Raw genomic sequence first — 12,642 nt, 5'->3', positions numbered from 1 at the left:
CGTGGTGGTCATGGCTTTTACTGTAATCGACATCGGCCTGCTGGCCCAAGTCGCGCCGTTCAGTCCGGGCCGTGCCCTGCCTCGATGCGGAAGGCGGCGATGCCCTGTTCCCGGGCGTATTCCAGTTGCCTGAGCCAGACCAGCAACTCGGCCTGCAGCTCGCCCTCCGCACACACCGGATGGTGGGCGAGCGTGGCCATGGTCTGCAGGCCAGTCTCGATGGCATGCCAGTCGCTGCGCGGCTGGCCCTCCGGGCGGCCACCCTGGTCCAGATAGCTGCTCAGCGGGCGCACGCCCCATTCGCTGCAGATGTCTTCGAGCATGGCCAGCGCCGCCAGCAACTGGCTGTCCGCGCGCGGGCCGGGGGTGATGAAGGGAGGGTCAAAGGCAAGAAACAGTCCGAAGGCCATGAGCTGAGCGGGAAGATGGAAAGCCGCATCTTCGCCAAAGCGGATCGAGCAAGGCAAGCTTTTTAAATTTCAAAAGGTATATTGCTGAAGCCCTTTTGATGTAAAGGCTGCAACAATATACCCTTTGAACAATGACTGCTGAAAACCTTGCAGATCACAGAATCCTCAACAACGTGGCCAACAGGCCTCAGCCGCGGTGAATCTTCAGCAGCGCTCGCTGATGATCGGAACGCCGCGTGATCCGGACCTGTTAGGCACCGAGTCATCTCAGCACGTGCTCTGGCAAGGCAATCTCAGGCTGATTCACGGCATCCGGCGGCGTCTTTCCCTGCAGTGCGGCGATGAGGTTGTCGGCCGCCCGGTGCTCGATGGCCAGGCGCACCGCATGAACGGCAGAACCCAGATGCGGTGTCAGCAGCGTCTTGTCGGACAGGCGCAAGCGTTCGCACACCTGCAGCGGGCGTCCGGTCAGCCCCCAGTCCTCGCAGGCAAAGACATCCGCCGCGTAGCCGGCCAGCACACCCTGCTCGAGTGCATCGGCAAGCGCGTCTTCATCAACCACCGAGCCCCGTCCGACATTGATCATGAACGTGCCGGGACGACAGTGGCGCAAGGTCTCGGCATTGATCAGCCGCAATGAGCTTGCCGTGAGGGGCGCAGCCAGAAAAATGAAATCCGCCTGTGCCAGCGCTTCCGTAAGCGGCAGCACATCGACTTCTGCCATGGCATTTGCAGGATCAACACCGACGATGCGTGCACATCCAAAGCCTGCCAGACGGTGAATGATGGCCTGGCCAACCTGCCCCAGGCCGAGCACCGCAACCGTGGCACCAGCCAGACCCGTACCATACAAGCACGGCCTCCAGCCCTTGAATTGCCCGCTGCGCACCAGCGTGTCACCCGGGCGGATATTCCGGGCCAGTGCGATGGCCAGGCCCAGTGCGAGTTCGGCAGTCGGCGCAGTCAGCAGGTCCGGAACAATACTGACCCAGACGCCCGCCCTCGTACAGGCATCGATATCGTAATTGTCGAAACCCTTGAGTGCGCAGGCGATGATGCGCAGCTGCCGGGCATGGGCAAGCAGCAAGGCATCAACGCAATCGGTCATGAAGCCCATCATGGCATGGGCATCCGCCATGCGCGCATGCAGTTCCTCCGGTGTCCAGGGTTCGCTCGCGCGATTGATTGTGACCCGCCCGACAGCCTCAAGGCGTGCCAGTACTTCGGGATGAATCGGATTGGTGACGACGATGTTCGGGTGTTTGGGGAGAGTGTTCATTTCAGTTTCTTTCTCAGGGCTGCGCCAAGGCCATCAACGACAACCACGCAGGCGAGGATGGTGAGCAGGATGGCGGCAACTTCGTCGTACTTGATTAGGCGCAGGGCCGCCATCAGTTCGAAGCCGATACCGCCGGCCCCCACAATGCCCAGCACTGCAGAGGCGCGGAAGTGATATTCCCAGCGATAAATCGTGATGTCGGCAAGCTGGGGCAGCACCTGGGGCAGCACGGCATGGCTGATGGTCTGCAAGCGTGTGGCGCCGGCCGCCTTGGCCGCTTCCAGGGGTTTGGGGTCGACATGCTCAATGGCTTCGGCATAAAACTTCGCAACCATGCCCACCGAATGCAGGGCTAGCGCCAGCACGCCGGGCAGCGCACCGAAACCGACCGCAGCCACAAAGAGAATGCCGAGAATGATCTCGGGTACCGAGCGCAGTGCCGCAAGCACCGTCCGCACCAACCGGCTGATCATCCAGTTCGGTGCCGTATTCGGTGCAGCCAGCAGCGCCAGTGGGAGCGACAGCAGCATTGCTAGCGCTGTACCGGCAACCGACATGGCCAGGGTGTCCAGCAAGGGGCGCAGCCAGTGCTGCCAGCGCGTGAAATCAGGCGGCACCATTTCGGATACCAGCTGGGCAATGGCGGGCGCCCCCTCCAGGAAGCGGGTCGGGTCAAAAAAACCGACAATCAGCAGGGCGATCAGGCAGACGGTGACGATGACTCCCACCAGTTGCACATGGCGCCATGACTCCCGACGGGCAATGTCGAGAATGGCGTCATATCGGGAGGTCTCCTCGCTCATTTCATTTTCCCGAGATCAAGTTTCAGAATCGTCGCGGTATCACGCAGCACGTCATAGGCCTTGTCGTTGGTCGGTGCGAACGCTTCCACACGGAAGGATTTGAGAACCTCCTTGTCCTTGAGCTCCAGGAAGGCGCTGCGAATGGCCTGTTTCAACTGAGGCGACAAATTGCCCTGCATGGTCAGCGGGTAGTTCGGGATCGGTGCAGTCAGCTCGAGCTGGATCAGCTTGTTCGGATCAATCACCTTGCGCTCGATCAGGCTGCGATAGATCTGTTCGGACAGGGCTCCAGCAGGAACCTGGCCGGCCTGCACGGCGCGGGCAATGGCGTCATGCGTGCCCAGATGCACGACCTTGTAATCCTTGTCACCTTCGAGGCCCTTTTTCAGCAGATGGGCGCGCGGCACCAGATGACTGGAAGTTGAAGCCTGGTCACCAAAAGCAAAAGGCTTGCCACGGATGTCGGCAACGGTCTTGACCGGGCCTGCGGCATTGGCAATCAGGATCGAGTTGTAAGTCGCGGCCCCTTTTTCCACGCCGACGGCAAATGCTTCGATTTCCGGGGCGCGCGATTTGGCCAGCACATAGGAAAACGGCCCGAAGTAGGCAACTTCGATACGGCCGAAGCGCATGGCTTCGATCATCGACGAGTAATCCGTGGTGACCACCAGCTCGATGTCCTTTTTGAGCCTGTTTTCCAGGTAGGCCTTGAGTGGCTGAGCGTTCTGAATCAGCGTGCTGGCATTCTCATCGGGCAGCAGGGCAACCCGCAGCTTGGCCGGGTCACGCCCTTCAGCGCTGGCAATTAGCGGGACAGTGAACGCAGTGGCGGCAAGCGTGGCGAGGGCGGTAAGGAAATTACGGCGCTTCATGGCAGGGCTCCTTCGGTTTGCAATTGGCGGGATGGTTTGCGGGTGTGTGCGTGCTACGCTGCTGCAGCGATGGGGCGTCGTACAGGCGCTCGACGACGTCAGCGGTGAGTTGGGGCGGGGTGCCGTCGAAAACGATCTTGCCGGCGGCCAGGCCAATGATCCGGTCAGCGAACTGGCGGGCAAAATCGACCTGGTGCAGGCTGACTATCGCAGTCAAGCCATCGCTCTTGCAGATGCCGTGCATCAGGGACAGCAGCCGTTCTGCCGTGGCGGGGTCGAGGCTGGCGATGGGTTCGTCTGCCAGCAGAATGCGTGGCTTCTGCACCAGTGCCCGTGCCATGCCGACACGCTGCTGCTGGCCACCGGACAGCTGATCGGCCCGCTTGAGGGCGTGATCAATCAGGCCAACCCGTTCAATGGCAGCGAGTGCCAGTTCTTTCTCGTCACGGGACCAGGGCAGCAGCGTGCGCAGCGCATTGTGGTAGCCCAGTCGTCCTATCAGTACATTGGCGAGTACCGATAGGCGGCCAATCAGATGATGCTGCTGAAACACCATGCCGGTGTGCTGCAGGTGTCGATGCAGATTGCCGGGCTCGGCGATATTACCGCTGCTGCGGCTCAGTACCCGACCGGCACTGGGCTTCACCAGGCCATTGAGTGAGCGCAGCAATGTCGACTTGCCTGCTCCCGAAGCGCCCAACAAGACCGTGAATTCACCATCGGCAAAGGCGCACGAGCTGGGGTGCAGCGCCCTTGTTCCACAGGGATAAAGCACTTCCAGCGCATCGGTGCGCAGTACCGGTTCAATTTGTGCATCCAAGGTGGATGCAGGCTGTAGCGAATCCATCGGAGCCCCTTCGCGCTAATGTGCATTGAGTATCGGGATCCGCGGTGACGAGGCCATTAACAAAGGCGTCATCACCAGCGATCAGCATATAGGCCATGCCTATGAATCTCTCCTCCTCCGCCGAGTTGCGGGCTTTTGATGCGGCTGCACGCTGTGGCAGCATGTCAGCGGCTGCCCGCCTTCTTGGCATCCGGCAACCCACCATCTCCGCGCATATCGCCAGCCTTGAGGAAAACTTCGGGGTGGAGCTGTTTCATCGCCATGGCCGGCGTATTGAACTGACCGGCTTTGGCCGACTGCTGCACGAGATTACGCATCGTATCTACCGTGGCGAAGAGCAGGCTGCCACTCTGCTGATGAGCGCCCGCAGTGGCTATGAGGGCATTCTGCGCATTGGCGCCGTGGGCCCATACAATGTGACGTCGATCATCAAGCACTTCCGCCAGCGCAATCCGGCTGTTCAGATCAGGATGTCGCAGGGTGATTCACGCCAGGTGCTTGCCAGGCAATTGGACTGCAAGGACGACCTGGGTGTGGTCCTGCATGAGGTCAATGATGAGCGGGTTCACTGCCTGCCTTACCGTCAGCAGAAGCTGCTGGTTTTTGCGCCGGTCGAGCATGCACTGGCAAGGCGGCAAAACAGAGCTGCCTTGCAGCTGAGCGATCTGGAAGGCCAGGAATTTGTACTGCGCGAAGACGGGTCGCGTACCCGACAGATTTTTGAATCCGGCCTCATTGCTGCTGGCGTCAAAATTCGCTGCTCGGTTGAAATGGGTAGCCGCGAGGCGGTGCGGGAAGCGGTAGCACAAGGGCTGGGGCTGGGGGTGGTTGCCGAGACGGCCTTTGTACCTGATGCAAGGCTGGTCCCATTGGCGATAACGGGCATGCAGATGCATACCCATGTGCATGTCATCTGCCTGCGGGAAAGGTGCGGGACGATGCTGATCGCCAATTTCCTTGCTGTGGCAGCCGAACTGGCCAAAACAATCCGCTGACTGAGCCTTGCCTGCCTGCGAGATGCCAATGGACTGTGCGGCAGAACCCGCGCGTAGGAGTCAGGCAGGTATGCTGCCGATCTTCAGTTGCCGTAGCGCTGGCGTGCAGTGACCGCGAGTCCGCTGCCGACACTGCCATAGGCGTCACCCTCGACGGCCCGCGCCTGCGGGAAGAGGGCGGCGAGCGACTGGCGCAGCGCGGGCACGGCGGAGGCGCCGCCGGTGAAGAACAGCGTGTCGAGCTGCCCGGCCTCCACGCCGGCCTGGCGCAGGGTGGCCTGGGCCGTGGCGCCGATGCGGGCGATGTCCTGGGCGATGGCCTCGTCCAGCGTGCAGCGCAGGATGTCCAGACTGAAACCGTTCTCCAGCGCATCCAGCCCGATGCGGATCCGGTCGTCCGCCGACAGCGCGATTTTCGCCTGTTCGACGGCCAGCGCCAGTTCATGGGCACGCTGCTGCTGCACGACGCGCGCCAGGCGGTCGTAGCGGCGGTGGTCGGCGATGTTGCGCGCCATGCCCTGCAGCTCGCTCCAGGCCTTGCGCGTGTAGGCGAGGTGAATGGTGTGCCAGGTGGCCAGCTGGAAGAACACACTGCTCGGGAAGGGCTTGCCGTCCTTGAGTGCGGCGCCCAGGCCCAGTTCCGGCATCAGCGCGGCCAGCGACAGCTGGCGGTCGAAGTCGGTGCCGCCGATGTGTACGCCGCCATGGCCCAGCAGGTCGGCATTGCGGTCGGCCTTGCCGCGGCGTTCGGGCGAGAGGCGGACCAGCGAAAAATCCGAGGTGCCGCCGCCGATGTCGATGACCAGCACCAGCTCTTCACGGCCGATGTCCTGCTCGTAGTCGTGCGCGGCGGCCAGCGGTTCGTACTGGAAACTGATGTCGCGAAAGCCGCACTGGCGGGCGATGTCGCCCAGCGTGGTTTCGGCCTGGCGGTCGGCGGCATCGTCGTCATCGACAAAACGCACGGGCCGGCCCAGCACCACTTGCTGCAGCGTCTGCTGCGTCGCATCTTCCGCGCGCAGCTTGATTTCACCGATGAAGCGCCCCAGCAGCTCGCGAAAGGACAGATAGCGGCCGCCGATTTCGGTGCCGGCATCCATCAGCGAGCTGCCCAAGAGGCTTTTCATCGAGCGCATCAGTCGCCCTTCGTAGCCTTCCAGATATTCGGCCATCGCCGCGCGGCCAAAGCTGTGGCTGTCTTCATCCAGATTGAAAAAGATGGCCGAAGGCAGCGTGGCCTTGCCGTCTTCCAGCGGCAAGAGCCGCGCGCGCCGGCCGTCGTGAATGGCGGCGGTGGAGTTGGACGTGCCGAAATCGATGCCGCAGGCGGTCAACAGGGAGCTGGTCATGGGCGCGCCGGGAAAACGGAAGGGGGCGCAACCATACGCCCCCTCGCAGCCCCGGTCAAATCGGCGAGCCGGAAGGCGCGCCTATTCGGGCAGATCCAGGGCATGTACGAGTCGCGCGCACAACTCGCCGGGGCTGCGCGAAATCACCTCATCCGGGACACCGAATTTGCCGGTCAGACGCCGGTAATCTTCGAAGCCGTAAGACACGATCAGCGGATAAAACCCTGCCAGCAGGCTGGCCAGATAATCCTTGTGCTCGTCGCCGCAGGCAAAGGCGCGCGCCGGGTTGATGCCCAGCTGCTCGCGTGCCTGGCGAAAGTGCGCGGTTTTTTCGGCTTTCAGCGGCACGCAGGCCAGAAAATCAAAGCGCGCGAGATCAAGCCCGTGGCGGGCAAACAGGGCGGACAGCGTGTGCAGTGGTTCTTCGGTGATGTTGCGCGTGACCATGCCGATGCGCAGCCCCGGTGTGGCTTGCAACCGGCCGATCAGTTCGACGATGCCCGGATAGAGCTTGGCGGACTCGCGATAGACCTCCGTCAGCGTACCCAGCAGCGCGCGGCGCTGTTGCGCCGTACTCTGGCGCACCAGATTCTTGGGAAACTCCTTCAGTCCGCCCAGGTATTTGAACAGGTGCCGGCGTTTCTGGAAGCGGTCGAGATCGCCGATGTCCATGCCGTGCGCGGCAAACGTGGTGGCGATGGCGTCAAAAGCGTCGATCAGCGTGCCATCGGCATCAAATATGACCAGTCGGTCCTTGCTGGCATACATGGAGCGCTCCTTGCTGGCCGCGGGCGACACTGCCCGTCTGGCTTCGATTGGCCCCAGTCTGGCGCTTGAATGCTGCATGACGATGATGTGGCGATTTTGTTGCGCCGAACAAACACCGCTGCGATGAATGGGCGGCGGCTGCGCGCTCAGGAGGCCGGTTTGCGCGCCAGAATGCGATCGAGCGCGGCGGCAAAATTGCGGCTGTCCGCCGCCGAAAATCCAGCCGGGCCGCCGGTTTCCACCCCGGCGTCACGCAGGCCCTGCATGAAATCGCGCATCGACAGCCGCTCGCGCACATTGGCGAGCGTCAGCAGCTCGCCGCGCGGATCAAGCACGCGCGCGCCCTTTTCGATCACCAGCGCTGCCAGCGGAATGTCGGCACTGATGACCAGATCGCCGGCTGTCACGCGGCGCACGATTTCGGCATCGGCAACGTCAAAGCCCTTTTCGACCTGCAGCGCGCGGATGTAGTGCGACGGCGGCACACCGAGCAACTGGTTGGCGACCAGCGTCAGCGGCGTGGCGGTGCGCTCCGCCGCGCGAAAGAGAATGTCCTTGATGACGCGCGGGCAGGCGTCGGCGTCGACCCAGATGTGCATGTGGATGGCCTGAAGGAGGATGGCGGCAGTATGCCTGAAGTTGCGCCGGCACTTTGAAGACGCCGGCCACAGAAGCAAGCATTGCTGTGTGTCCATCCGGGTTTGTTGAATGTCATTTTTCTGTAACCGCAACGACTGTCACGAACAGGCTTTCCGATATACTGACACCGCGCATTCCCCGGTATAACAAGGCTATGCTAGGCTCTGACTATGCCCCCGGGTTGAGACGATTGCCCGTGCTGCTTGGGGCCTTTGCTAGGGGAGTAACACATCATGACTGGAACCATTTCTGCCCGGCTGATTGCCGGGTTTTCGCTGCTCTTGTTCTTTCTCCTCGGTATTGCCGGGGTGGGCCTGTTTAGTGTCAACAGCCTGCGTGACAACACCCGGCATATTCTCGCTACGGAAGTGGTCATCGGCGATGCGGCACAGGGTATCCGTTATGCGCTGACGCGGGCGCGGCAAAAGGAAAAAAGCCTGTTCATTTCGATTGGCAGCACGACGGATGATAACCCGCCGGCCAATAAGGCCGAGCTTGATGAAATACTGACCAGACTGGATGAAGCCGTTGGCGGCTTCAGGCAACTGCCCCTGGATAGGGAACTGGCCGGCAAAGCCGATCAGATGCCGGCACAGGTCAAAATCTACCGCGAGGCACTGGAGAGCATTTACCAGCAGATTCAGGCCGGCACGATTGCCACGGCATTCCAGGCCGATGAGGCACTCAAGCCCTTCAAGAAACCCATCTATGAGCTGAATGCAACGGTCAACGAAATCGCCAAGCAGTCTGCTGCGCGCACGCAGACGCGCGCGGAGGAGCTGGAGGCGGAATCCAGCCTGATCGTCAAACAGCTCTGGGTATTGAGCGCGCTTGCCATCTTGATTGCGGCTATCTCGGCCTGGCTGATTGCCCGTTCAATCATCCGCCCCATCCAGAGCATGAGCGAGGACATCACGCGAATCGACCGCGACAATGACCTCAGTCATCGCATCCGTTATCAGGGCAAGGACGAAATCGGCGCCATGGCTGTGGCGTGCAATCGGCTGATCGGTACACTGGCCGGCACGATGCAAGCGCTGCAGCAGCAAGCATTGGAACTGAAAACGTCGGCGCAACAGTTGTCACTGGCATCCGAGCAGGTGAGGCGCGGATCCGAACAGCAAGCCGATGAAAGCACCTCCATGGCTGCGGCCCTTGAGCAGATTTCCACCAGCATCACCCATATTTCCTGTTTGAGTGATGATGCCCGCAACCGCTCGATCGAATCCGGACATGCTGCCGAAGAAGGCTCACGCCAGATCAATACCATGGTGGCCGATATCCGCAATATCGCGGATGCCATCCAGCTGGCTGCACAATCGGCGGAGGAACTCGACGCGTCTTCCGACCGCATTTCCGGAATTACTGCGGTGATCAAGGATGTTGCCGATCAAACCAACCTGCTCGCGCTGAATGCCGCCATCGAGGCTGCGCGAGCCGGTGAACAAGGGCGCGGTTTTGCCGTGGTTGCCGATGAGGTGCGCAAACTCGCGGAAAAAACCGGCCAGTCGGCGCAGGAAATTGCGAGCATGATCAGCAGCATTCAGCAAAACGCCAAAAACATGGCTGCGCAGATGCGCCGCTCAGTCGATAGCGTGGAAGCGGGAATGCAGGTCACCCAGCATGCCGGTGATGCCATCAACACCATTACGGGCAGCGCTGGAGCGGTGGTGCACATGATCGAAGAGCTGAACAATTCGCTGCGCGAACAATCGGCGGCCAGTCAGATGCTGGCGAACCGGGTCGAGCACATCGTGCAGATGGTCGACGACAATTCGCGCAGTACCGGCACCGTTGCCCGGACTGCGCACGATCTTGATCAACTGGCTGACCGCCTGCGCAATGACGTTGCCCGTTATCGCGTGAACGCCTGATGGCGCTGGCCGCGCAATCCAGAACCCCGCCGCAATGGCGGGGTTTTTTCCGTGCACGGCGCCGTGCTGGCTTAGTGCGGGAATCGGCTTTTGCGGCAGCAGCCCTGCTTGGTCATTTGTGCAGGGTTGGCACGTCGCGCCCGAGTGCCTCAGTTCGCAATCCGGATGGCGTGCGCCAGTTCGTCGGCCGTTGGCCTTTCGAACTGCTTTTCCATGTAATCGAACATCGGCGCGGTCACCACAAAGGCAAAGGTTTCGCTGTGGCCGGTATTCCGGGCCATCACGCGCTGGCGGCGCGTGGCCAGCGGCGCATCGACAAAATGCCATTGCACCGGCAAGCCGCTTGCGTCGGCCAGTTGCTGAAAGTGCAAACGATCGGCCTGTTTCTGCAGGCCGAGGTCGAGCACCGCGGTTCCGCCCAGCTGGACATGGTGGCGCGCCAGTGACCAGATGAGGTTTTCACAGCGTTGCACGCGCACCATGATCCAGGCCGGGTCCAGTGGCTGTGGCAGGTCCGCGCCATACAACGCCTGCATCCAGGCGTCGATCGAGAAATACAGGCCGTGCCTGGCCTGGACGAGTTGCAGCGCATACGTCGATTTGCCGGCGCCTTGCGGGCCGGAGATGAAATGGAGGGTCATGGGTGTTCCTTGCCGCAGGCAGTGCTTCAGTCGGGAATGACGACAGCTTGTGTGCCGGCGCTGATGACAAGGCCCCCGTGTTCGCAGGCGTATTGCTGTGCGGCCGCGGTGGTGGGGAACCACAGTTTCAGCTGCGCGGCGCCGCTAGCGAGAAACTGCTGTGCGGCCAGCTCGGTTGCGTTCATCTGCGCCAGCGCCGGGCGGAATGCCTCCCAGCTGGCGAAGCCCTTTTCGAGCGCCAGCATGCGCAGGAAATGCTTGCGCTGCAGTTGCTCGCGGTTGCGGAACAGCACGGTGAGCGCGGTTTCGCCGATGGCGCCCGCCTTGATCAGGCGGCGCAGCACGGGCAAGGCGGTGGAAGGTGACGCGGATCTGGCGGCGCGCTGCAGGCGGCGGGCCTGGCGCAGGAAAAACTGCACCGCAGGAGGTTCGAAGGGCGAGGGAAGGTCAGGCAGCATACCGGCTCCAAAAAGGGTGACCAGTCTCGCTCTGGGTCACGGAGGGTATGCAAGCGGGGGCTTGCGGGGCAATCGCAGGTGCTGGCGCTTTCGCGAGGCGGGCGTCCTGGCAGCCCGGCGCCCATGGTAATCAATCATGCGCGGGGAAGCAAAGCCCAATCGGCGGAGCTGGGGGGGCGCAAGGGAGCATTGCTCCCTTGCGGGATGGGCGCTGGCGGCAGGTCGTGGCGCTTCAGTCGAGCGTCAGCGCGCCGTCGAGCGGGTTGGCGTCGACCAGCCAGCGCTGCTCGCCCGCCGCCTTCACCACCAGCGCCTTGCCGTTCTGGCTGACCCTGGGCGTGCTGCTGGCGGTGAGCGCCAGTGTCACGCTGCTGGCATGGCGCTTGCAGTCGGGCGCCGAGGTATCGAAGCGTATCGCTTTGCCCGCAAGGCTTGCAGGGCAATACATGCGGGTAGCACGATAGCGGTTGATTTCCGTCGGCGTGGCGACCCACAGTTTGCCGGCGTCGACCTGCTGCTTCAGGTAGTCGGCGTAGGCGGTGTATTCGGCCAGCGGTACGGCTTCCCAGCTGCTGTCGGCCACGCCGTGCATGGTGCGAAAACTCCAGCGACCGCTTTGCAGTGCTGCGTCGGCGTGCTGTATCAGGATGCTGCCGGCGGCGCCGGGCTTGTACAGTGACCATTTGCCATCGCGCCAGTAGCCGTCCCAGCGCACAAACCAGGGGTCGTCATCACTGCCATTGAGGCCGGCAACGCTGCCGTCATAGATGTGCTTGGCCGCGCGCGCGCCAAGGTAGTCGGGAAGCGCTTTGACCAGCTTGCGCGTGTCTGGCGTGGCGAGGTCGAAGGGGTAGCCGATGAAGGTGAAGGTGTAGCCGGTCTGCGCTTTCATCAGCGCGTGTGCATCGAGGATTTCGCGCTGGGCATCCCAGCCCTTGATCGGGGCCAGCGAGCCGGCTTCCAGCTCGCCGCTGTGGGTCAGCGTGTGATTGAAGGGCTCATGGCCTTTGTCGATCAGCGCTTTCAGCCTTACCCAGTCGGCCGGTTTGCACTCCTTGGCGATGACGCCGAGCGCGGCCTTCAGCCCGCGTGCCTCCAGGATCGGCAGCGCGTGCTTGTCGATGCCGCTGGTATTGGCGCTGCAGTAATCGTCGTGCGCGATCGTGTGCGCGCCCCTGGCATTGCCGCGCCAGGGCGTGATGCTGACGGAGTCGACCGCCGCGCAGGCACTGCCTGCGCATAGCGCGGCGAGCGTGGCCAGCCACCATGGTTGTTGTCGCATTGCTCCTTCTCCCTTCCGTCCTCGCTGGAGGCGGAATGCGTGTTGTTTTTCGGGTTTGCCCGTGCGAACACGGTATCCTTGCGAGCAGATCAGGACAAGTGAATCCGGAGGAATGTATGGAAGAGCGCATCACCGAGCTGGAAATCCGGCTGGCCCTGCAGGACGAGCTGCTCGAATCGCTGAACAACACGGTGGCCCAGCAGCAGATGCAGCTGGCGCGCCTGCAGCAATTGTTCGCGGAAATGCAGGGGCATATTTCGCAGCTGGAACTGGGCCCGCGCGCGGCCAGCCAGCAAGAGATTCCGCCGCATTACTGATGTCTTCGATGTCTTGCGGGTGCTCTGGCAGGCAGCAAAAAGGCCATGGGTATATGTCCATGGCCTTTTTACTTGAATGGCTACAGGTCGATACCTGTTGCTGTATGA

Annotated in this window: 14 protein-coding genes; 3 read left to right on the top strand and 11 right to left on the bottom strand. The window is 62.2% G+C overall.

Going from position 1 to position 12,642, the window contains the following annotated elements:
• Positions 1-59 precede the first annotated feature (59 nt).
• The 5 genes from C515_RS0100145 to phnC all read right to left on the bottom strand — a co-directional run bounded on the left by C515_RS0100145 (position 60) and on the right by phnC (position 4,184).
• Positions 60-410 carry a hypothetical protein gene (locus C515_RS0100145; protein WP_028453868.1) on the bottom strand — a complete coding sequence of 117 codons (351 nt, stop codon included), beginning with the start codon at positions 408-410 and terminating at the stop codon, positions 60-62.
• 262 nt (positions 411-672) lie between these two features.
• Positions 673-1,689: an NAD(P)-dependent oxidoreductase gene (locus C515_RS0100140; RefSeq protein ID WP_028453867.1), complete on the bottom strand. Its 1,017-nt coding sequence runs from the start codon at positions 1,687-1,689 to the stop codon at positions 673-675.
• Complete coding sequence (gene phnE, locus C515_RS0100135) at positions 1,686-2,492, bottom strand: phosphonate ABC transporter, permease protein PhnE (protein ID WP_028453866.1); 807 nt, start codon at positions 2,490-2,492, stop codon at positions 1,686-1,688. Before phnE ends, C515_RS0100140 begins: the two co-directional genes overlap by 4 nt.
• Positions 2,489-3,364 carry a phosphate/phosphite/phosphonate ABC transporter substrate-binding protein gene (phnD, locus tag C515_RS0100130; RefSeq protein WP_028453865.1) on the bottom strand — a complete coding sequence of 292 codons (876 nt, stop codon included), beginning with the start codon at positions 3,362-3,364 and terminating at the stop codon, positions 2,489-2,491. Before phnD ends, phnE begins: the two co-directional genes overlap by 4 nt.
• On the bottom strand, positions 3,351-4,184 hold the full coding sequence (gene phnC / locus C515_RS18740; protein ID WP_444541985.1) for a phosphonate ABC transporter ATP-binding protein: 834 nt from the start codon (positions 4,182-4,184) through the stop codon (positions 3,351-3,353). The genes phnD and phnC overlap by 14 nt, the downstream gene beginning before the upstream one ends.
• Before the next feature lie 122 nt (positions 4,185-4,306).
• Between phnC and C515_RS0100120 the strand changes: the two genes are divergently transcribed.
• Positions 4,307-5,206: a LysR substrate-binding domain-containing protein gene (locus C515_RS0100120; RefSeq protein ID WP_211233948.1), complete on the top strand. Its 900-nt coding sequence runs from the start codon at positions 4,307-4,309 to the stop codon at positions 5,204-5,206.
• Positions 5,207-5,289: 83 nt separating this feature from the next.
• Here C515_RS0100120 and C515_RS0100115 read toward each other — a convergent pair whose 3' ends face one another.
• The 3 genes from C515_RS0100115 to C515_RS0100105 form a co-directional block, all read right to left on the bottom strand.
• Positions 5,290-6,555, bottom strand: a complete 1,266-nt coding sequence (locus tag C515_RS0100115; protein ID WP_028453863.1) for an Hsp70 family protein — start codon at positions 6,553-6,555, stop codon at positions 5,290-5,292.
• 81 nt (positions 6,556-6,636) lie between these two features.
• The gene (locus C515_RS0100110; protein ID WP_028453862.1) at positions 6,637-7,323 is read right to left on the bottom strand and encodes an HAD family hydrolase; all 687 of its coding nucleotides are present in this window, start codon (positions 7,321-7,323) and stop codon (positions 6,637-6,639) included.
• 146 nt (positions 7,324-7,469) lie between these two features.
• Positions 7,470-7,922 (bottom strand): YaiI/YqxD family protein, encoded by a 453-nt coding sequence (locus tag C515_RS0100105; protein ID WP_028453861.1) that lies wholly within the window; start codon positions 7,920-7,922, stop codon positions 7,470-7,472.
• Between the two features lie 273 nt (positions 7,923-8,195).
• On the opposite strand from C515_RS0100105, the gene C515_RS18735 reads away from it, so the two are divergent.
• Positions 8,196-9,836, top strand: coding sequence for a methyl-accepting chemotaxis protein (locus tag C515_RS18735; protein ID WP_051304455.1), 1,641 nt, complete (start codon positions 8,196-8,198; stop codon positions 9,834-9,836).
• Positions 9,837-9,985: 149 nt separating this feature from the next.
• On the opposite strand, the gene C515_RS0100095 is transcribed toward C515_RS18735, so the two are convergent.
• The 3 genes from C515_RS0100095 to C515_RS0100085 all read right to left on the bottom strand — a co-directional run bounded on the left by C515_RS0100095 (position 9,986) and on the right by C515_RS0100085 (position 12,217).
• Positions 9,986-10,477, bottom strand: coding sequence for a P-loop nucleotide/nucleoside kinase family protein (locus C515_RS0100095; protein WP_043647558.1), 492 nt, complete (start codon positions 10,475-10,477; stop codon positions 9,986-9,988).
• 26 nt (positions 10,478-10,503) lie between these two features.
• Positions 10,504-10,935, bottom strand: coding sequence for a hypothetical protein (locus tag C515_RS0100090; RefSeq protein ID WP_028453859.1), 432 nt, complete (start codon positions 10,933-10,935; stop codon positions 10,504-10,506).
• Positions 10,936-11,167: 232 nt separating this feature from the next.
• On the bottom strand, positions 11,168-12,217 hold the full coding sequence (locus C515_RS0100085) for a polysaccharide deacetylase family protein (protein ID WP_028453858.1): 1,050 nt from the start codon (positions 12,215-12,217) through the stop codon (positions 11,168-11,170).
• A gap of 116 nt (positions 12,218-12,333) precedes the next feature.
• Between C515_RS0100085 and C515_RS0100080 the strand changes: the two genes are divergently transcribed.
• The gene (locus tag C515_RS0100080; RefSeq protein WP_028453857.1) at positions 12,334-12,534 is read left to right on the top strand and encodes a SlyX family protein; all 201 of its coding nucleotides are present in this window, start codon (positions 12,334-12,336) and stop codon (positions 12,532-12,534) included.
• Positions 12,535-12,642 lie beyond the last annotated feature (108 nt).

It is taken from the genome of Chitinilyticum litopenaei DSM 21440 (assembly GCF_000428145.1).
GTDB classification, from domain to species: Bacteria; Pseudomonadota; Gammaproteobacteria; order Burkholderiales; family Chitinibacteraceae; genus Chitinilyticum; species Chitinilyticum litopenaei.
This window is presented reverse-complemented; position numbering and strand designations above follow the sequence as displayed.